The sequence below is a fragment of the Bradyrhizobium sp. SZCCHNS1022 genome (assembly GCF_032484835.1).
In the GTDB taxonomy this organism is placed as follows: domain Bacteria; phylum Pseudomonadota; class Alphaproteobacteria; order Rhizobiales; family Xanthobacteraceae; genus Bradyrhizobium.
On the sequence record NZ_JAUETT010000002.1, the window covers coordinates 837954 to 857352 of the forward strand.

The following is a 19399-nucleotide window of genomic DNA, read 5'->3' on the forward strand; positions in this document are numbered from 1 at the left end:
AGATCAGCGGCTAGGAGCCTCGTGCGGATGGGCGTATCCGAACCCTTCATTCGTCGTCCGATCGCGACGTCGCTGCTCGGGGTGGCGCTCCTGATCGGCGGTCTGTTGGGCTATTTCGCGCTGCCGGTCTCGGCGCTGCCGCAGGTCGATTTCCCGACGGTGCAGGTGACGACGCAGCTGCCGGGCGCGAGCCCCGATGTCATCGCGTCGCTGATCACCGCGCCGCTGGAGCGGCAGCTCGGCCAGATTCCGTCCTTGAGCGCGATGAATTCGACCAGCTCATTCGGCGTCAGCCAGATCTCGTTGCAGTTCGATCTCGGCCGCGACATCGACGGCGCGACCCAGGACGTGCAGGCGGCGATCAATGCCGCCGCCGGCGTCTTGCCGAAGACGCTGCCGTATCCGCCGACCTACGCCAAGGTCAATCCGGCCGACGCGCCGGTGATGACGCTCGCACTGACGTCGGGCACGATCTCGCTGCGCGCGATGAGCGATATCGCCGACACCATTCTGGCGCAGCGCCTGAGCCAGGTGTCCGGGGTTGGCCGCGTCTCCGTCCTCGGCGGCCTTAAGCCCGCCGTGCGCATCCAGGCGGACCTGGGGCGGCTGGCCGCTTACGGCATCGGCATGGAGGATCTGCGCAGTGCCATCGCCGGCGCCAATGTCTCGGGGCCGAAGGGCTCGCTCGACGGCGCGCAGCAGGCCTACACCATCACCGCCAATGATCAGATCGCGGCCGCCGACGCCTACAAGCCGATCATCATCGCCTATCGCAACGGCTCGCCGGTCACGATTGCCGACGTCGCGACCATCGTCGATGGGCTGGAGAACGAGCGCACCGGCGGCTGGTACCAAGGTACGCCGGCCGTCATCATCGACATCCAGCGTCAGCCCGGTGCCAATGTCATCGAGGTCGTCCGCCAGATCCGGGCCGAGATCCCGAAGCTGCAGCGGACGATTCCGGCCGGCGTGAAGCTGAACATCGTCAGCGACCGCACCGTGACGATCCGGGCCTCGGTGCATGACGTGCAGTTCACGCTGGTCCTCAGCGTGGTGCTGGTCACGCTGGTGGTGCTGCTGTTCCTGCGCTCGATGCGCGCCACCATCATCGCCGGCGTTGCATTGCCGCTGTCGTTGATCACGAGCTTCGGCATCATGTATTTCGCCGGCTTCAGCCTCGACAATCTATCGCTGATGGCGCTCACGATCGGCACCGGCTTCGTCGTCGACGACGCCATCGTGATGATCGAGAACATCGTCCGCCATATGGAGGAGGGCGAGTCGGCGATGAGCGCCTCGCTGCGTGGCGCTAGCGAGATCGGCTTCACCGTGATCTCGCTGACGGTGTCGCTGATCGCCGTGTTTATCCCGCTGCTGTTCATGACCGGCTTGGTCGGCCGCATGTTCCGCGAATTTGCGCTCACGCTGACGATCGCGGTGGTGACCTCGGCGGTGGTGTCGCTGACGCTGACCCCGATGATGTGCTCGCGGCTGCTCAAGCATACGCATGAGGAGTGGGTGATCCCGGGCCTCATGGCGATCAGTCGGTTCATCGATCGCACCGTCGCCTTCTATCACCGGACGTTGCTGTGGGTGTTGGAGCGCCAGCGCGCCACGCTGGCTGTGACCTTTGCGACGCTGGCGACGACCATTGCGCTCTATGTCGTCGCGCCGAAGGGTTTCCTGCCGCTGCAGGACACCGGATCGATCACCGCCGTCACCGAGGCGGGGCCGGACGTCTCCTTCGTCGAGATGCAGAAGCGTCAGGCCGATGCGGCGGCTGCGATTCAATCCGATCCTGACGTCACTGGCGTCGTTTCGGTGATCGGCGCCGGCTCGGTCAACCCGACCACCAATGTCGGCAAGTTCGTGATGACCTTAAGGCCGCTCGGCGAGCGGCGCGACAATGTCGCGGTCGTGATCGACCGCCTGAAGCAGAAGGTCGCGGTCATTCCCGGCATGAGGGTCTATTTCCAGCCGGTGCAGGACGTGCAGATCTCGACGCAGTCGAGCCGCTCGCAATATCAGTACACGCTGACGGGCACGGATGCGGCTGAAGTGTCGAAATGGGCGGGCAGGCTGGTCGCGGAGATGCGCCGCGATCCGCTGTTCCGCGACGTCTCGTCGGAGGCGCAGGACGGCGGTCTGCGTGCCGAGCTCACGATCGACCGGCAGCGCGCCGGCCAGCTTGGGGTCAATCTGCAGGGCGTGACCGACACGCTGAACGATGCGTTCGCGCAGCGGCAGATCTCGACCATTTACGGCCAGGCCAATCAGTATCGCGTGGTGCTGGAAGCGCTGCCGATGTATCAGCGCGACCCATCCGTGCTGTCGAAACTCTATCTGCCCGGCGCCGGCGGCCAGGTGCCGCTCTCGGCGGTCGCGACATTGAAGCGGACCACGGCTCCGCTCGCGATCTCGCACCAGGCGCAGTTTCCTGCGGTGTCGCTGAGCTACAACCTGGCGCCGGGTGCCTCGCTCGGCGAGGCGGTCGATGCGGTGAAGACGATCGAGAACCGGATCGGCATGCCCGGCAGCATTGGCGGCGTCTATTCCGGCGATGTCGCCGAATTTTCCAAATCGCTCGCCGGCCAGCCCTGGCTGGTGCTGGCCGCTGTCGTGACGATCTACATCGTGCTCGGTGTGCTCTACGAGAGCTACATCCATCCGATCACGATTCTTTCGACCCTGCCGTCGGCCGGCGTCGGCGCCATTCTGGCGCTGATGGCGTTCGGGCAGGATCTCTCGGTCATCGGCCTGATCGGCATCATCCTCTTGATGGGCATCGTCAAGAAGAACGCGATCATGATGATCGATTTCGCACTCGAGGCGGAGCGAAAGGAGGGCATGTCGCCCTATGACGCGATCGTGCAGGCCTGTCTGTTGCGCTTTCGCCCGATCATGATGACAACCTTGGCCGCGCTGTTCGGTGCGCTGCCGCTGGCGATCGAAAGCGGCACCGGCTCCGAGCTGCGCTTTCCGCTCGGCATCTCCATCATCGGCGGCCTGCTGCTGAGCCAGCTCCTGACGCTCTACACGACGCCCGTGATCTATCTCGCGCTCGACCGCATCAACCGCTCCCTGGAGCGGGCGCTGCCGCCGGTCGGCCCCGATGCGCCCCCGATCGCCGGGGCCACAGAGGGCATCCAGTAATGGCGTCGATCTCCGAGCCATTCATTCGGAGGCCGGTCGGCACCACGCTGCTCTCGATCGGGCTGTTCCTGGTCGGGATCGTGGCTTACGTGTTTTTGCCGGTCGCGCCAGTGCCCAACGTCGATTTTCCGGCCATCTTCGTCTCTGCGACGCGTCCGGGCGCCGATCCGTCCGTGATGGCAGGTACCGTCGCGGCGCCGTTGGAGCGACGGCTCGGAGAAATCTCCGGCGTCGATCAGATCACCTCGACGAGTTCGCTCGGCACGACCAATATCCAGATCCAGTTTTCGATCGGGCGCGATATCGACAAGGCCGCGCGTGACGTGCAGGCCGCGATCAATGCAGCGCTGGCGGACCTGCCGAGCGATCTGCCGGCGTTGCCGCGTTTCCGGAAAGCGAACACGGCCGCAGCGCCGGTGTTCGTGCTGGCCCTGACCTCGAAGACGATGTCGACCAGCGCCATCTACGACGTAGCCGATACCGTGCTGGCGCAGCGGCTGTTCCAGGTACCTGGTGTAGGCAATGTGACCGTGAGCGGCGCCGACCAGCCGGCGGTGCGGATCGCGCTCAACCCGGTCGCGCTCGCCAATGCCGGCATCGCCACGGACGATGTCAGGACAGCGATCGTGAACGCCAACCCGCTCGGGCCTGTCGGCATTTTCGAAGGGGGCCGCCAGAGCGAGACGATTGCGATCAACAAGCAGATGCGCCATGCGGTGCAATTTCGGGACATCCTGATCAAGAGCTCCAACGGCAATTTCGTCAGGCTGTCCGACGTCGCCGATGTCGAGGATTCCGTTCGCAACGTGCGCCAGGTAGCCTGGTTCAACAAGCAGCCGGCGGTGCTGATCCAGATCAGCAAGCAGGGCGATGCCAACGTGATCGAGACGGTCGACCGGGTGAGGGCGCTGATCCCGGATCTGAAGCAATGGATTCCGGCCGGCCTCGACATCTCCATTCTGGTCGATCGCACCGGCACGATCCGCGCCTCCGTCGATGACATGCAGTGGACGTTGCTCGCGACCGCAGCGCTCGTGATGGTCGTGGTCTTCGTGTTTCTGCGCCGGATTGTTCCGACGATCGCAGCCGGCGTCTCCGTACCGCTGGCGCTCGCCGGCACCTGTGCTGGGATGTGGCTCGCCGGCTTCTCGATCGACAATCTGTCGCTGATGGCACTGGCAATCTCGGTAGGTTTCGTGGTCGACGACGCCATCGTCATGATCGAAAACATGTACCGCAATCTCGAGCACGGCATGCCGCCGTTCCGCGCGGCGCTCGAAGGAGCGAGGCAGATCGGCTTCACCGTACTCTCGATCAGTCTCTCGCTTGTCGCTGCCTTCATCCCGCTGATCTTCATGGAAGGTGTGGTCGGGCGGCTGTTGCGCGAATTCTCGCTGACGCTGACTTTTGCGATCGTCGTCTCCACGGTGGTGTCGCTGACGGTGACGCCGATGATCTGCGCGCAATACATCAAGGAAGCGATCTCGGACCGCGCCAGCTGGTTCGACCGGCTGGTCGAGGGCACGTTGTCGCGGATGGTCCGCTTCTATGCCTGGAGCCTGCGCGGGGTGCTCGGCTTCCCGCTGCTCACCTTGCTGGTGTTCTTCGCCACGATCGCGTTGACGGTGACGCTCTACATCAAGACCCCGAAGGGCTACTTCCCGATTGACGATTCCGGCTTTGTCATCGGCGCCACCCGCGCCTCCGCCGACATCTCGTTCCAGTCGATGCTCGGGCTGCAGCAACGCCTTGCGGACATCGTCATGGCCGATCCGGCAGTTGCCGGCATTGGTTCGATCATTGGCGCTGGTGGCGGGCCTGGCGGCGGCACCTCGAACCGCGGCACCATGTTCATCAGCCTGAAGCCGCCCGAGGAGCGCGGCGGCATCTCGACCCAACTCGTGATCGACCGCCTCCGGCACAACCTCGCCATGGTGCCGGGCATTCGCCTGTTCATGTTTGCCGCCCAGGATGTCCGCACCGGCGGGCGCCAGAGCGACTCGGATTACCAGTACACGCTGACCAGTCCCGATCTCGACCTGTTGCAGAAATGGGCGCCGATCGTTGCCAAGCGCATGGAGACGGTGGAGGGGATCACCGATATTTCCAGCGATCGCGATCCCGGCGGGTTGGCGTTGTCGCTCACGATCGACCGGCAGAAGGCGTCGATGCTCGGCGTTCGTGTGCAGGACATCGACAACGCGCTGAACAATGCTTTTGCGCAGCGTCAGATCTCGATCGTCTACAGCCAGCGCAACCAATACATGGTGGTGATCGAGACCGATCCGAAATTCCAGACCGATCCGTCGAACCTCGACCGTATCTACGTGGCGGGCAGCGGTGACACCCAGGTGCCGCTGTCAGCGGTGGTGCACGCCCAGCGCGGCCTGTCGCCGCTCGCCGTTTTCCATTCGCAATCGTTTCCGTCGACCACGGTTTCGTTCAACCTGCTGCCGGACGTAACGTTGCAGGCGGCGACCGCGAACATCCAGCGTGCGGTCGACGAGCTGCATATGCCCGAGGGCATTCGTGGCAGCTTCGACGGCAATGCCGGCGACTTCGCCAAGACCAGCGGGCGCCAGTGGGTGCTGATCCTGTTCGCTTTGGCGGCGATGTATATCGTGCTCGGTGTGCTTTATGAGAGTCTGGCCCATCCGTTCACGATCATCTCGACTCTGCCGTCCGCCGGACTCGGCGCGCTGCTGGCCCTGCAAATCACCAACACGCCGCTTACCGTCATCGCCTTTGTCGGCATCATCCTCCTGATCGGTATCGTCAAGAAGAACGGGATCATGATGGTGGACTTCGCGCTGGAGGCCGAGCAGCAGCGCGGGCTGTCCTCGGCGGATGCGATCTTCGAGGCGTGCTCCGCGCGCTTTCGCCCCATCCTGATGACGACGATGGCCGCGCTGTTCGCCGGCATTCCGCTGGTCATCGCGACCGGCCCGGGAACCGAACTGCGCCGCCCGCTCGGCATCACCATCATCGGCGGGCTGTTGGTGTCCCAGGTGCTGACGCTCTATACGACGCCGGTCATCTATCTGCTGATCGATCGGGTCCGGAATTTCCGCCTGCTATCCAAGATCGGCTGGTTTGTCGTCACCCTGGCCCGCTGGATTTGGCCGCCGACCGTACCTGGTTCGTAGCGCGTGGCTTGCCCGTTGTCGGATCGCGACACTCGGCCTATAGCCGGGAAATGTCAGATCCCAAAGAACCTCTCGTCGCGGACCAGCTTGGCGAACATCCCGATTGCCCACGCTGCCAGAAGCAGATGCCGCTCTGCATTTGCGACAGCGTCACTCCGATCGCGAGCCGCCTTTCGCTCCTGATCCTGCAGCATCCGCAGGAGCAGGACCGGGCGCTTGGCACCGCACGGTTGGCCGCGCAGCATTTCGAAAAAGCCGTCGTTCGTGTCGGCCTGTCCTGGCCGAGCCTAGCCAAGGCGCTGGGCCGCCCGGTGGCGGATCCGGCGCGCTGGGCGGTTCTGTATCTCGGGTCGGCCAAGGCTGCCGATCTCGATCCGGACAGTGAGGTTGTCGCGCTCACGCGCAAAGGCGAGGTCGCCGAGAACCAGCGCGGCGTCCTGAAAGGGATCGAAGGCGTGATCCTGCTCGACGGTACCTGGAGCCAGGCCAAGGCGTTGTGGTGGCGCAATCCCTGGATGCTCAAGTGCCAGCGCGTGATCTTGGGTCCGCGCTATCCGTCCCGCTACGGCCGTCTCCGTCGCGAGCCGCGCCGCGATGGGCTGTCGACCATCGAGGCGGCTGGGATGCTGATCGGCGCACTGGAGCACCGCCCGGAGATCGCCGCCACGCTGAATGCGAGTTTCGAACGGATGCTGTCACGCTACCGCGAGGTGCAGCGGGTAAATCCGGAACTCACGCCGCCCCCCAAGCCCCGGAGGAATCGGGATCGGCGTCATAAGCGCGCGGTATCATCTCTTTGATGGAGCACGATCTTTTCAGAAAACCGGTTTCCACTTTGCCGGATCGTGCTCCAGGGACCATCGGTACGCTTTTTGCATTGCAGCATGAGGCGAGGATGGAGCCTATGCAGCAAGACGATAAAGAATCCAACGTGGTACAGCTGCGCGATTACGCGCAGAGGCGGACCCCCGGGGGGCGCCGCGACACGGCCGCGCCGTGCTGTTCGGCCTCGCAATCCGGGCGGTTGCTGACATGGCCGCGGTTCCGGGCCGCGTATCCCGGCGGGATCGACGATCTTCCCGTCTGAGCGCGCCGGAACGAGCCTCGACGCGGCCGCAGGAGATGGTTCTAAGTCATTGAGAAGATTGATGGAGGCCACGACCAGAATTGAACTGGTGTAAACGGTTTTGCAGACCGCTGCGTAACCACTCCGCCACGTGGCCCCATTCAGGGCGGTTCAATACAGGCGATCAGTGGGCTAGGCAACCATTCTCGCCGCCATCCGGTGCCGGTTCCCCGGATTATTCGTGCCGCCTCTCGGACCGGAATACTGATCGCCACGCGCGACCGCCAGCGGCCACGCCTCGTTCAATCAGCAGGCCGCATGCCAGCCGTCAGGAAACGGGATCAGTGGCCAGGGGGTCTGATTGTCGTTCGCGGCTTTGGGCAATGCGAAAGATCTCGAGGGCACGCGCGGCATCGTGACGATCTCTTGGTGGGCCTGGGGCTCCGGCGCAATCGCCGTTCGCACAACGTCCAGCAATAACTCGTACTCAACTTCACCCATGATGCCCTCACGCCATTCGCGTGCGCACCATCGCAAAACAGTTCTTTCGACCGGTTGAGCGATTCGCTCTAATTCTAATGATCTGTCGCCGATCCGGGCATTGGTTACCGGCCACTTCACTCTCGCGCTGACGTTAGCGGAGGTCAAAGATCGCAGCACGTGAGTAAAATCACATTTCCCCGGGAACATTTCACCGCTCCTGGATCCGGAAGCCCCCCGAACGGATGGGACGCGATGCGCGAGCCGATCGTTAGCGGGCACGTGATCGGGACGAGAATGCAGCCGAGTGCCGACCGATCCCGCCCCGGCAAGCAGCGCCCAGCACCAGGGTAGGCCCGTTCAGTTCGAAGTCGTTGTCGGCCAAGTCTGCATCTCGCCGGCGACAATCGCGGCAGAGGAGGGCAGGATCTCCTGCATGAGCTGTGCGAGGTCGTTCGGATCGAACGGCTTGGCCAACCTGTAGAGACCCGGCACTCTGACCGACATGCCGAGAAAGTCGGGCGCGCCACGCCCGGATTCCAGAACCATCGCCGACATCATGACGATTGGCATGACGGGCCAAACCGCCCGCGCTGCCCGCATCACGTTGCTGCCATCGATCCCCTGAAGGTTGAGGTCGATGAGAGCGGCGGCGTATTCGTCGTTTGCCACCGCTGCAAGGGCCGCCCTGCCATCGGTCATGGCCGTAACAGCATAGCCCTGCCTGATAAGCAGATGCTGGATCATGCAGCAGATCCCCACCTCGTCGTCGACGACCAGGATGTTCCTCATGATACCCTCCGGATGAAGGATGCTTCGCCGGCTCGGTCTACGGTTGCCAGCACGTCGACGATATCTAACGGCGCTTGCTGGGCAGCAGTGGCACCCACCTTGATGGCCGAGCCGACCGCGGCCGGATCCCCCTGTCGGCAATCGGTGAAGGCGTAATGCGATGGGGCGAGGGTGGGGATGGTGGGGTCGATCTTGATGAATTCCCGGATGGTGCCGGGTGCTCGATCGTGGTCGATGACAAGGATGGTGGGCATTGGCCACCTCAGTGTCAGCCAGACTGAAGGACACACGCGACGAGCGGGTCGCTGAGATTGACCTAGCTGCATCGCCAAGACTTGCAGCCTGAATCAATTGTTCCTGTTTTGCAACCAGAAGTTTTGTGATGCGCGCGGGCGTTATGTTGCCGCGCTCGTCAAATTCCGCGTTTTATGCACCCTAGCATGCAAAGGTGCGTGTCATTTTGCCTGTAAGTTGGCCGGACTATGCCGGTGCTGCGCGGCAGACTAACGGCAAGACGATTAATCGCAGGCAGAATGGCCTCTTTCATTCGAGCAGGCACCGCGGTCGCGCCTTGTTTCCCTCTTCAAGCAACTGCAAACAGGCGAATTCATTGCTATGGGTTCAGCCCTGAGGCCGCCAGGTTGGCCGAGCAAAGAACGGCGCATTTTCCCTCGCGAACGCCTGCCGCGAGATGATGCGGCTCGAGGGCGACACCGAAAGATTCTGCCACTCGATCGGATCGACAAAGCGGAGCGTTGCGATCTCGTCACCATCGGGCGTCAGGGCACCGCCGATGATCGACGCCTCGAATGCAATGACGGTGTAGTAGGTGAGGTCGCCGTTCGGATACCGGATCAGAAATTCCGGACCGCCGAACACGCCGATCAGCCGTTCCGGACGGGTCAGGAGCCCGGTCTCTTCGAAACATTCGCGCATCGCCGCATCGGCAGGATGTTCGTCGGGATCGATCGCGCCCCCAGGCAAGGTCCATAGGCCGGTCTCGGCGTCGAGCCCCAGCAGCAGCCGATTCTGATCGTCGAAAATCGAGATGGAAACAGCCGTCGTCGCCAGAAGGTCGTGGCCGATCTTGTCGCGAACGGCCTTCATATGGGCAGAAATAGGCATGGGCGAACCGAGCTCCGAGCAGGGGCCTCGCTTGCCCGACTGCTCACAGGGCGTCAAGTACATTGGCTGGCAGCGATGCGGAATCTTCGAGGTCGAGATCGAACCACATCGTCAAGCGAAGTCCGATGTCCACCGCCCGCACCGCATCGTATCCTTGGCGAGAAATATCTTCGCCGAGCCCAACCTCGAAAGCGGCTACACACCTATCGCAGTTCGGCCGAAAGCCCGCTTCCACAATCCGCGCATGATCGCAAGCGTATCGAGCGTGCGAATCTCCTGCGAGTAGTCTCCGGTATAGAGCTTCACGATCAGGCGATCACGTGAAGCCGCATCCAGTTCGTGCGTGAACCGGATCGAGGTCTTCCGTGCCGCCCCTCTGGTAATGCTCTCGATGCGGGACGGGAGAGGAGGAAACCCGGCGGCTTCGATGAGGATATTGTCGCCGACGGAAAGCGGCTCGTCCTGCAAAACCTCCAGAGTGCCGGATTCCAGCGACATGCTGATGAGTCGTCCGGGAACACGTCCCCGATTGGATCGTGCGCTGGCCGGTTCACCAATAAAGAACGCCACTACTGGTACGCGAGGCTTCTCGAAACAAATGAGGGCAGCGATCACGAGCAGCACGACGTTTGCTCCCGCCCAATACATGGCGACGACCGAAAACTCGCCCTTGCGTATGGTCGACCATTCAGGAACGATGTTGATGATGACGCCGAGCACGGTAAGTGTGACTAACACTGAGATGCAGGAAAATGTGTATCCGTCAAAATAGCCCTGGCCGGCTCCGCTGCCTTTTGGGGTTACCCTAAAGGGAGCCCCGAACGGCTTGATGAGGGCCATGATCACCGTGGGCAGCAGGCGAAACGTTGCAAACACACCGACGGCGTTCGACACGACAGGTAAATATCGCGATGGCGTGATCCATTTCATGAGGAGGAAGTAGGCCAGCAAGACTGGCATCTGATAGTAGATGATGTCTTCAGTCGAGGTGAAAAAGAGCGGAGCAACTCCGGTCCACAGAAAGACAATGGGAACTATCAGGAGACAGAAGCGGACGATGTACTGGATCAGCCAGCTCGTCGGCATGAACATGATGCGCTGCAGGAGAGTCAGGCCGGGCCCATGGACGGGGCCATTTTTCACGAACAGGCTCTGGATTCCCCCGAGGCACCAGCGGCTGCGCTGAATGAAATAGCCCCTGAGGTTCTCTGCGGCCAGACCCATCGACAGCCGCTCGTTCAAATAGCGTGTCTTGTAGCCCTTGTTCAGCATTTCAAGCGTCGTGAGCAGGTCCTCGGTGACGGACTCGGTGGGAATGCCTCCGATCGCCTCGATCGCTCGTCTGCGAATGATCGAACACGAGCCGCAACAGAAGGAGACGTCCCATGCGTCCCGGCTCGCCGCCAGCTCGTCGAAGAACAGCCGCTGCTCGTCCGGCCAGACGCGCTCAATGCTAAGATTTGACTGGATGGGATCCTTGTTGAAGAAGTGCTGCGGTGTCTGCACAATGCCGATTGTCGGGTCGCGAAAGAACGGTGCCGTCCGGCGGAGAAATTGCCGGTAGGGGACGAAGTCGGCATCGAAGATCGCGACGAATTCGCCGGACGAAATTCCCAGGCCATGGTTCAGATTTCCGGCTTTCGCATGTGAATTGTCCGGCCGAGACACGTAGATGGCTCGCTTCTCCTCGCACAAGACTTTCAGCCAATCCCTTTGCTTGTCGTCGAGCACATAGACCCTGAATTTGTCCTTCGGATAATCGAGCGCGAGGGATCCGACGATGGTGCGTTCGAGCACGTCGATGGGCTCGTCGTACGTTGGGATAAAGATGTCGATGGTCGGCCACTCTTCCTGCGGTCGCGCCGTGAACGCCGCCTGCAGCCGGTCGGCTTCGGCGCTGCGCTCGACGTAACGGCTCATGATGAGGAGAAAGAGCGCAATCTCGGCAAATGCCAGCAGTTCGATGGAAAAAAGAAACCACACCCAGTAGAACGTCAGACCGCCATAGGGATAGGGCAGGACGGTGTCGTGAAAGCGCCACCAAAGGTACCGCAGCGAGACCAGCAGCACAAAAGTGCATGTGATCGTCCGCACCCAGGTGCGCTGGCGCGGCGAATTCAGGACAAAAATGAAGAATACCGCCGCAACCAGCAGCGTCGGGCCGAATGGTTCTAAGTAATACTGAACCATATCGACCTCAACCAACGCACAATCGGGAGCGAGCGGGTCTTGAACCGGACCTGGACGGAACGTCCGATCTGGCAGAAGTTTGGATAATCTGAATTCAGCGCCGATTGAGGAAGGCCTACGCGGATACGTGCGTCCTTGCCGCGGCTCTGCGGAGGTTTCGCCGCAAGCACCACATCGTCGACCACCGCCGCGCTGCCGCGCACCGACAGGACCCTGCCCTCAAGCACATCGGAGCGACCGAACAGCCGGATCTGCGCCTCGCGTCCGGGGTAGATCTGGTCGTAATCGACTTCCGCTACGAGAATGTCGACGAACAGGTCGCGGCAGTCCAGCACCTGCATAAGCTCATTGCCCGCGATGACATGGGAGCCCTCGACCACATTGCTGCGCCAAACGACCCCGTCGAACGGGATTCGCAAATTCACGTATCCCAATGTCCGGTTGCGTTCGTGTTCTTCCTCTTGCTGCGTGGAAAGCTGGACGATGCGGGCTTTGAGGTCTCGCTCGCTGAATTCCAATTCGGCAAGCTGGATGGAGATCTCGTCGATCCGCTGCTGGGAGTAGGGCACATCATTGCGACCCTCGCCGATGAAGATACCTTTCCTTACGGAATCGAGCTGCAGGGTCAGTCTGTCCAGTTCCATATCGGCGATGGTGCGTGCGTTTTCGGCGCCGACAGAGGCTGCCCGCGCCTGTTCGACCACGGATTCGGCCACGATACCTGTCACCCCCAGCCGCTGCTTTCTGGTGAGGTCGGACGCGGCCGCCACTCGCTGCGCCATCGCCGTGGTTATTTGTTGACGTCGTATGTCGATTTGCTGGGTCAGATTCTGAATGCTGGCCTGCTGATATTCCAGCCAACGTGTATGAAGTTCCTCACGGAGGGCCATTAGTTGGGTGCGCCGGGCGTCCATGGCCTGGAGCCGCTGCCGTGCCGCCTCGAGCTCTGCGCTCATCTGGACTTCAGCCGTGCGGACGATCTGATCGTTTCGGATGCCCAGCAGTTCAGTTCCTCCCGTCAGGGCAGTCCCGATTTTGGGCGGAGTAACCGTTACAGTGCCGTCAATGGGAGCTGAGATCACCGTGATAAGTGCGTTCACGGTTCCATCAAGACTCGTATAGCCGGTCAGTGTCGGCAGGATCGCAACGGCGGCGCCTCCCAACAACAAAATGCCGACTGTGATACGAACGGACCGCCGGTTCCATAAAGCCATAATTCATTATCGACTGATTTAGAGTGGTTCCATTGATTTGAATCAACGTCTGATTGTGCTAATTTTGAATAGTTGGTCCGAACCGAGCGACGGGAAGTCACATGATTTCGACGGCACGGCTTCTGCTGGCTTTTGTAACCATTCTGGGTGGAGCGCTTTGGGCTACTGAGCCTCGCAGCGAGGACAGCGACTATCCCGCCCGCAGGATTACCCTCGTGGTGCCCTGGATCCCGAGCGGTCCGCGCGATGCGGTCGCGCGCGTCATCGCCGGCCATATGTCTCTCCTATTGCGACAGGAAGTGGCGGTGGAGAACATCGTGGGGGCGGCCGGCTCGACCGCTTCGCTGCGTGTAAAGCAGGCTGCGCCGGATGGATATACATTGTTGATGGGAAACACTGGCACCCATGCGGCTGCACCGGCGTTGTACCCTAACCTTGCATACGATCCTCAAATCGATTTCCAACCGATCGGGCTGGTGGCGACCTCGCCGATCATCATCCTTGGGCGAGGGGATTTCCCTGCCGCGGACCTCAACGGGTTCATCAATTACGTGAAGACGAACTCTCACAAGCTCGATGAAGGACATGCGGGCGTCGGTTCCGTTCCTTTTATCGCATGCGGTTGGCTCAATCATGTGCTCCACGCGACTCCGCGCCTTGTCCCGTACGAAAGCGCCACGGCCTTGATGGATGCGGTGGCCCGCGGCCGCATCGATTACACGTGCGATTCGACCATAATTGCAGCGCCTCAAGTCCATGCCGGCAAGGTCAAGGCCTACGCGATCGCCGCGCCGTCGCGCAGCAAGACCCTGCCGGATGTCGCGACTACAAAGGAAGGTGGGTTGCCGGAATATGAGTTGTCCGTGTGGTACGCGATGTTCGCCCCGAAGGGGGTCTCAAATATCATCGTGGAAAAGCTCAATGATGCGCTGTCCAGGACGCTGGACGACGAAACGGTGCGCAACCGGCTGATCGAGCTTGGGGGCACTGTTCCTGACCGCAAACAGCGCGGCCCGGAAGCACTGACTGGATTTGTAAGGGACGAGACGAATCGCTGGACGGCCCGCATCCAGGCGGAACGTCTCGATGTAAACTAGCGCGGTCGCCAGCGCCGGCCCGACGCCGGGGATCGGTCCAGCCGTTTGCTCGTCGCGCTTGATCGATGCCGGCCGATGATGCATCGATCGAACTCCAGGATTCGGGCCTTCGGGGCTCGCAATTGACTGCCGGAGAGCAGCAAGACATGTTTTCCTTGCCACCGCCGCCCCAGGGGAGGGGGCGTATTGGATCGGGCCGACTGGTCTATCTTAGGACCCTCCTCCCTCAGCACACATCCACCCGCGCAGGGCGATCCATCCATGGGACTCGGGGAGTCTCACCTTGGAGGCCCATCTTTCCAGGAGGTATGTTTTCCTAGGGGACTCATTTTGGGAGTCTCCCGATGGAGTCGACCAGATGACCCAGCATGAGCAGTTGATTGAGGAGATCAGGGAGCGCTTGAAGGACCTGAAGGGCGCCGGAATGGTTGACCCGATGGCCATAGCGAATGAGTTGGTGGGGTTGTACTCCTTCGCGTTCGAGGAAATCCGCGCTGTTGTGATCAAGGAAGCGGATGCGGCGGGCATCCCTCTGGTAGCCCGTTGATCGTCCCGATGACTGACTTAGATACCCGAGCCGCGCAGGTTCGCCTGATCGCCGAGGGCAGTCATGGGCGCGTTGTCGAGCGGGACGGCGATATCATGCGGATTGAGGTGCCGACTGATGTTGCGCCGCGGCCTTGCGGGCATCTGGGGCATGGGCGGCTTCTCGGCACAGTTCGTTGGCCAGACCACGCGGGACGCGCCGCGCCGGGTTCGCAACTCGCAGACCGAGGCGATCATCTTTTGTGAGGGCGATTCGTGACGACGGCGTTCTATCGGTACGACGTCGACCTCAGACCGCGTCGGGAAGGCGTCCAGCAGCCTCTGCCGTGCGATATCACGGTGTCGAATACGTTCGGCGATTTGATCCATTTCGACGGCGGCGAAGCTGGCACGTTCTCTGGCACGATAGCGCCATCCGGTCCAACCATCGTCGGGCAGTTTATTCACCTCAAGGCAAAGGCTCGCGCGACGTTGGGGACGCAACCGACGACAACGGGTTATTCCAGCATTGGTGCCTCGATGATCGAACAACAGCCGCTGCTGATTACCAACGGCCTCTCGGTTCCTGGAACGGCGACAACCGTGAGTGGTGGATTGGTGATCTAGGGAAGCGTAAGTGATGTGGCACGCTCCTGTTGCGCGTCATCCGCGCCAAGTCGTTCCATGATCAGCGGTCCAAGCTGCTGGCGGGCGAGCCAGACCGATGCGAACGGCCTCAAATGCCCGTGGTCAAAGGTAATCATGCCATCGCGAGGATCATTGCCGAGAAAGGTGAGGCACCCCTCTGAATTGCAGAAGGGTTTTCTCTCGTCGATGAACTCGAACGGCTCATCGCTTCGCAGCGCGGCCTTGAACTTCTCGTCCAGTGCGGCGAGTTCTTCATCCTGGTGACCTGGAATGTACCGCGGCATCTGGGGCCAATATTCGTTGAGGATGATCTTATAAAGATAAGGCTTCCAGTGTGGCCGCTCACTGAGCAGGAGGACGTGCTTCACGCCATAGCCCTTGATCATCGCCGAAACCTTGCGGATGGCGTCGATCTCATACGAGTTGTTGGAGTTCATGACCACAACGTCCGGCGGATCGGCCTTGATGCGCTCCATGGCGAAGTGGTTGGCCATGGCACAGTGATGTATCTGGACGATGTGAGGAACCAAATAGCCGGGCTGGCATCCGGAACTGAAGATAAGAAGAACCGAGATGTCTTTCGGCAGCACCTCGCGCAGCCCGTAGTAGAGATCAGCGGCAATTGAATCGCCGAAGAGCAGAACGCTTTTGGCAGAATGCTTGGTGTAACAGTCGGGATCGATCGCCGCGCGTGGGACAAGGGTCGGCATCTTGGCATCCCATGCATAGAAATTGCATTGGTTCTGTCCAATTTGCGCCCGTTCCTCGAGGTGGCCGGTTCCGTTCAGATAGCTCTCGAAGTAGGCGGCATATAAGCTCCTGTTTCGGTTCAGGCGCGAAGGCAGCCCGCCGAGCGCGACATCGACAACGCCGACTATCGCGACCGCGGCCATGGTCGCTGCCACCGCTGGAACGATCGAGCGCTGCCGATAACCGAAACGGATCGGTCGCTCGATATAGCGATAGGTGAGCCAAGCAAGGCCGACCGCGGCCATCATCAAGCCGGCGCGGATGGTCGTCGGTGGTGTACCGCCATGGATATGGCGGGCGAATGCGAGCAGCGGCCAATGCCATAAATAGAGGGGATAACTGATCAGGCCGATCCAGACCATCGCGGGATTGGAGAGCAATAGTCGGTTCAGCAAAGCTCCCGGGCCAGCAAGGATAATGAAGTAGCTTCCGACGACTGGCATCAACGCCCACCAACCTGGGAATTCGTGCTGGCGCGTGATCACCAGGACCGAGGCGCCGATCAGTCCGATCCCGGTGATTGAGAGAAAGTCCCGATAGAGCTTTTCCTTGTCGATGCTGCCCCGCTCGAAAAGAACCGAGCTAATGACCGTCGCCACGCTGTTTTCGAGCCATGCGGCCGGTCGCGGGGCGGCAAACGACACTCGCGCCAGGATGCTGCCAGCGGCGAGCTCCCAAAACCGAGCGGCGGGAGAATAAAACGCAATCACCTGGTTCGCGGGCGTCATCATGATGCAATAGACCAGCGAAGCGACAAAGACCGCGGCAAATAGGGTGAGGAGGTTGAGACGCCATCGCGAGGCGATCCAGATGAGCGCTGGCCAGAGCAGGTAGAATTGCTCCTCGATCCCAAGCGACCACAGATGCAACAGGATCTTGGTCTCCGCAGCGACGTCGAAATAGTTGGCCTCTTGCCAGAGTGCAACGTTGGAAACGAAGGCGGCGCCCGCAACCGTGTGCTTACCGAGCAGGCGGTAGTCATCCGGCAAAAGGATAAAGGCACCAGCCGCAAGCGATACCGCCAGTACGACGGCGAGCGCGGGGAAGATGCGTTTGATGCGGCGCGCGTAAAACGTTGCGAAGCTAAAGCGATCCTTGGCGATACCGTTGATGATGATCGATGTGATCAGAAAGCCGGAGATCACGAAGAAAATATCGACACCGACGAAGCCGCTGCGCAGCGCGCCCGGAAACGCGTGAAAGATCACGACCGATAGTACGGCGATGCCGCGGAGCCCATCGATATCAGGGCGATAGTGGCCCGCATAGTTGGTCGCCGGTCCGAATGCGGACACACTGCTTTTGTCGGTTCCGTGCATGTCGAGCGGCCCCCTGTCACTCGCGCGCACCGAAGGTCTAGTGCTGCGCCCCCGCCGAGCCGTCGTGATCGCCCGAACAGGGGTCAGGCATAGCATCTCAATTTGGGAGCATTCAATCCTTGCGGGTCGATCTGCCGATGCGCACCTTTCTGGGAGTTTTGCTGGAATATCAAGATTTTTCAGTGGGGTACCGCGATTTGAAGAGTTCGCGCCCTCCGCGTTCGTCACAAAAATCGTCCCAACAATGAGGCAGATCAAGATGATCGACCTGCACGGGATCTCGCAGGAGACCTTCGACGACGCCGTCGGCTACGAGGTGACCAGCCGCGATGTCTATGAGAAGCGTTGCCGGTGCCTGACCTGGCCGAACCCGCAGTCGGGGCCGACTGGCGCCATCGGCCATGATTTCGGCCAGGCGAGCCGAAAGCAGATCGCGGCCGATTGGGAGGGACGGATCTCCGACGCCGAGCTGGGCGCGCTGTTGTCCTGCGCCGGCGTCACCGGGCCGCGCGCGCGATCTGACGCGGCAGCTGCACGGCGTCGTCGACATTCCCTGGGATCTCGCGCCGGAGGTCCACGCGGCGTGCGACCTGCCGCGCTACACCACGATGTGCCGCGCGCATCTGCCGGGCTATGACGCGCTGTCGCCGTATTGCAAGGGAGCGCTGTTCTCGCTGGTGCTCAACCGCGGCGCCTCCTTCGACAAGCAGGGGCCGCGCTATGCCGAGATGCGCGACATCAAGGCCGCGATCAAGCGCGGCGATCTCGCCCGGGTGCCGGCGCTGCTGCGTTCGATGAAGCGGATCTGGAAGGGCACGCCTGATGAGAAGGGCCTGTCCGCGCGGCGCGAGAAGGAGGCGCAGCGCTGAGAGAGGGGGGGTCCTCGAGAACGATCCGGAGCAGCACGCGCGGCTGCCGGATCTGGCCGAGGTGCCGGATCCGGAGCTAGTTGCACGCGTGCAGCAGCAGCTAAGAACATCAGGCTGTTCCAGGTCGACAGCGGCGATGGTTCGATGACGCCGAAAGGCAGGACCGAGGGCGCTATTCTCGACTTCCGCAATCGCGAGGGCCTGCCGCTGGCGCCGACTATCGACGACGAATTCCTGACCCGGCTGGCCAAGGCGCAGCCGATCGATGTCGCCGAGCACCGCGCCTATGCCACCTTAGAGGCCGCCGCCATCGAACATCTTGTAGGATTTTTGGCCCTGGGCTTGGCTCCCTTGATCTTGTTGTCGGTCAGCAGCTTCTCGGCCATCTTGTGCGCCCTTCTCGTTAGGCTTCCACTCGCTGGGGGCCTTTTGGAGAATAGGCCCCGAAATTGGGGCACAAGAGGCAGAGGCCCCCACCAGAGGCCCCACGGTTTCCCGCGGATTTGAACGGCCAGAGACGGCCCGGAACGGGATTGATAGGGAAAAACCGAGTGTTTTCAGGGCGCTTCAGGCGGGTTTGAAAGGAATTGAACGGGGGATTTGGCCTGAAAAGAGCTCTCTGGCTCCCCGGGCTGGATTCGAACCAGCGACCATTCGATTAACAGTCGAATGCTCTACCGCTGAGCTACCGAGGAACAGGCGACCTAAGGGCCGCGAGCGGGGGAGCGTATAACAAAGCCGCATCGCCTTGCATAGGAGGAAATCACGCGATCGCACAGAACTCCGAAAAGAACGAAAAGTTTCGTTCTGACAATTACTTACTGCGGAACCAGGAGCTCGCGGGCGATCGCGTCCCCACAATCCGGTCGCAGGAAGTTTGCAAGTCGGTCGGTCTGATTGCCCGATTTTGCACGCGACTCGCGGACAATGGATTGGCGTCTTGAACCAATGCGCGACGTCGCCTCCGGATGCCTGCCGCAGAGAGCGGCCAGCTCTGCCGAAGGCCGGACGATCATCATGTTGCG

Annotated in this window: 14 protein-coding genes and 2 tRNA genes; 8 read left to right on the forward strand and 8 right to left on the reverse strand. The window is 61.6% G+C overall.

Annotation, left to right across the window (positions count from 1 at the left end; all coding sequences use genetic code 11):
- Nucleotides 1–27: 27 nt before the first annotated feature.
- The 3 genes from QX071_RS17450 to QX071_RS17460 are packed head-to-tail and all read left to right on the forward strand — an operon-like array spanning nucleotide 28 to nucleotide 7099.
- Entirely contained in the window at nucleotides 28–3153 is a 3126-nt protein-coding gene (locus QX071_RS17450) for an efflux RND transporter permease subunit (protein WP_315703871.1), read from the forward strand.
- Nucleotides 3153–6299, forward strand: a complete 3147-nt coding sequence (locus tag QX071_RS17455; RefSeq protein WP_315703872.1) for an efflux RND transporter permease subunit — start codon at nucleotides 3153–3155, stop codon at nucleotides 6297–6299. Before QX071_RS17450 ends, QX071_RS17455 begins: the two co-directional genes overlap by 1 nt.
- Nucleotides 6300–6349: 50 nt before the next feature.
- Nucleotides 6350–7099, forward strand: a complete 750-nt coding sequence (locus tag QX071_RS17460) for a tRNA-uridine aminocarboxypropyltransferase (protein ID WP_315703873.1) — start codon at nucleotides 6350–6352, stop codon at nucleotides 7097–7099.
- Between the two features lie 349 nt (nucleotides 7100–7448).
- Here the strand turns inward: QX071_RS17460 and QX071_RS17465 are convergent.
- The 6 genes from QX071_RS17465 to QX071_RS17495 all read right to left on the reverse strand — a co-directional run bounded on the left by QX071_RS17465 (nucleotide 7449) and on the right by QX071_RS17495 (nucleotide 13166).
- Nucleotides 7449–7522 (reverse strand) — tRNA-Cys (locus tag QX071_RS17465).
- A 683-nt stretch (nucleotides 7523–8205) separates the two neighbouring features.
- Nucleotides 8206–8637 carry a response regulator gene (locus QX071_RS17475; protein WP_315703875.1) on the reverse strand — a complete coding sequence of 144 codons (432 nt, stop codon included), beginning with the start codon at nucleotides 8635–8637 and terminating at the stop codon, nucleotides 8206–8208.
- Nucleotides 8634–8891: a hypothetical protein gene (locus QX071_RS17480; protein ID WP_315703876.1), complete on the reverse strand. Its 258-nt coding sequence runs from the start codon at nucleotides 8889–8891 to the stop codon at nucleotides 8634–8636. The genes QX071_RS17475 and QX071_RS17480 overlap by 4 nt, the downstream gene beginning before the upstream one ends.
- 367 nt (nucleotides 8892–9258) lie before the next feature.
- Nucleotides 9259–9762, reverse strand: coding sequence for an NUDIX domain-containing protein (locus QX071_RS17485; protein WP_315703877.1), 504 nt, complete (start codon nucleotides 9760–9762; stop codon nucleotides 9259–9261).
- A gap of 195 nt (nucleotides 9763–9957) precedes the next feature.
- Complete coding sequence (locus QX071_RS17490; protein WP_315704282.1) at nucleotides 9958–11952, reverse strand: glycosyltransferase; 1995 nt, start codon at nucleotides 11950–11952, stop codon at nucleotides 9958–9960.
- The gene (locus QX071_RS17495) at nucleotides 11934–13166 is read right to left on the reverse strand and encodes an HlyD family secretion protein (protein WP_315703878.1); all 1233 of its coding nucleotides are present in this window, start codon (nucleotides 13164–13166) and stop codon (nucleotides 11934–11936) included. The genes QX071_RS17490 and QX071_RS17495 overlap by 19 nt, the downstream gene beginning before the upstream one ends.
- A 101-nt stretch (nucleotides 13167–13267) precedes the next feature.
- Between QX071_RS17495 and QX071_RS17500 the strand changes: the two genes are divergently transcribed.
- The 4 genes from QX071_RS17500 (at nucleotide 13268) to QX071_RS17515 (ending at nucleotide 15415) form a co-directional block, all read left to right on the forward strand.
- A complete protein-coding gene (locus QX071_RS17500) occupies nucleotides 13268–14263 on the forward strand; it encodes a tripartite tricarboxylate transporter substrate-binding protein (protein WP_315703879.1) in 996 nt (331 codons plus the stop codon).
- A 358-nt stretch (nucleotides 14264–14621) separates the two neighbouring features.
- The gene (locus QX071_RS17505; protein ID WP_315703880.1) at nucleotides 14622–14810 is read left to right on the forward strand and encodes a hypothetical protein; all 189 of its coding nucleotides are present in this window, start codon (nucleotides 14622–14624) and stop codon (nucleotides 14808–14810) included.
- A 117-nt stretch (nucleotides 14811–14927) separates the two neighbouring features.
- The gene (locus QX071_RS17510) at nucleotides 14928–15068 is read left to right on the forward strand and encodes a hypothetical protein (RefSeq protein WP_315703881.1); all 141 of its coding nucleotides are present in this window, start codon (nucleotides 14928–14930) and stop codon (nucleotides 15066–15068) included.
- Complete coding sequence (locus tag QX071_RS17515) at nucleotides 15065–15415, forward strand: hypothetical protein (protein ID WP_315703882.1); 351 nt, start codon at nucleotides 15065–15067, stop codon at nucleotides 15413–15415. Before QX071_RS17510 ends, QX071_RS17515 begins: the two co-directional genes overlap by 4 nt.
- Here QX071_RS17515 and QX071_RS17520 read toward each other — a convergent pair.
- Nucleotides 15412–17505 (reverse strand): acyltransferase family protein, encoded by a 2094-nt coding sequence (locus tag QX071_RS17520; protein ID WP_315703883.1) that lies wholly within the window; start codon nucleotides 17503–17505, stop codon nucleotides 15412–15414. The two genes, QX071_RS17515 and QX071_RS17520, sit on opposite strands and share 4 nt — an antisense overlap.
- A gap of 401 nt (nucleotides 17506–17906) precedes the next feature.
- Here QX071_RS17520 and QX071_RS17525 point away from each other — a divergent pair, with 401 nt between their 5' ends.
- Nucleotides 17907–18374, forward strand: coding sequence for a hypothetical protein (locus QX071_RS17525; protein WP_315703884.1), 468 nt, complete (start codon nucleotides 17907–17909; stop codon nucleotides 18372–18374).
- A 620-nt stretch (nucleotides 18375–18994) separates the two neighbouring features.
- Here QX071_RS17525 and QX071_RS17530 read toward each other — a convergent pair.
- Nucleotides 18995–19069, reverse strand: a tRNA-Asn gene (locus tag QX071_RS17530).
- Between the last annotated feature and the right edge of the window lie 330 nt (nucleotides 19070–19399).

Excerpts from the sequence above, each read along its gene's own strand:
- QX071_RS17450 (WP_315703871.1), top strand. The coding sequence starts at position 28 with ATGGGCGTATCCGAACCCTTCATTCGTCGTCCGATCGCGACGTCGCTG.
- QX071_RS17455 (WP_315703872.1), top strand. The coding sequence starts at position 3,153 with ATGGCGTCGATCTCCGAGCCATTCATTCGGAGGCCGGTCGGCACCACG.
- QX071_RS17460 (WP_315703873.1), top strand. The coding sequence starts at position 6,350 with ATGTCAGATCCCAAAGAACCTCTCGTCGCGGACCAGCTTGGCGAACAT.
- QX071_RS17475 (WP_315703875.1), bottom strand. The coding sequence starts at position 8,637 with ATGAGGAACATCCTGGTCGTCGACGACGAGGTGGGGATCTGCTGCATG.
- QX071_RS17480 (WP_315703876.1), bottom strand. The coding sequence starts at position 8,891 with ATGCCCACCATCCTTGTCATCGACCACGATCGAGCACCCGGCACCATC.
- QX071_RS17485 (WP_315703877.1), bottom strand. The coding sequence starts at position 9,762 with ATGCCTATTTCTGCCCATATGAAGGCCGTTCGCGACAAGATCGGCCAC.
- QX071_RS17490 (WP_315704282.1), bottom strand. The coding sequence starts at position 11,952 with ATGGTTCAGTATTACTTAGAACCATTCGGCCCGACGCTGCTGGTTGCG.
- QX071_RS17495 (WP_315703878.1), bottom strand. The coding sequence starts at position 13,166 with ATGGCTTTATGGAACCGGCGGTCCGTTCGTATCACAGTCGGCATTTTG.
- QX071_RS17500 (WP_315703879.1), top strand. The coding sequence starts at position 13,268 with ATGATTTCGACGGCACGGCTTCTGCTGGCTTTTGTAACCATTCTGGGT.
- QX071_RS17505 (WP_315703880.1), top strand. The coding sequence starts at position 14,622 with ATGACCCAGCATGAGCAGTTGATTGAGGAGATCAGGGAGCGCTTGAAG.
- QX071_RS17510 (WP_315703881.1), top strand. The coding sequence starts at position 14,928 with ATGTTGCGCCGCGGCCTTGCGGGCATCTGGGGCATGGGCGGCTTCTCG.
- QX071_RS17520 (WP_315703883.1), bottom strand. The coding sequence starts at position 17,505 with ATGCACGGAACCGACAAAAGCAGTGTGTCCGCATTCGGACCGGCGACC.
- QX071_RS17525 (WP_315703884.1), top strand. The coding sequence starts at position 17,907 with ATGATTTCGGCCAGGCGAGCCGAAAGCAGATCGCGGCCGATTGGGAGG.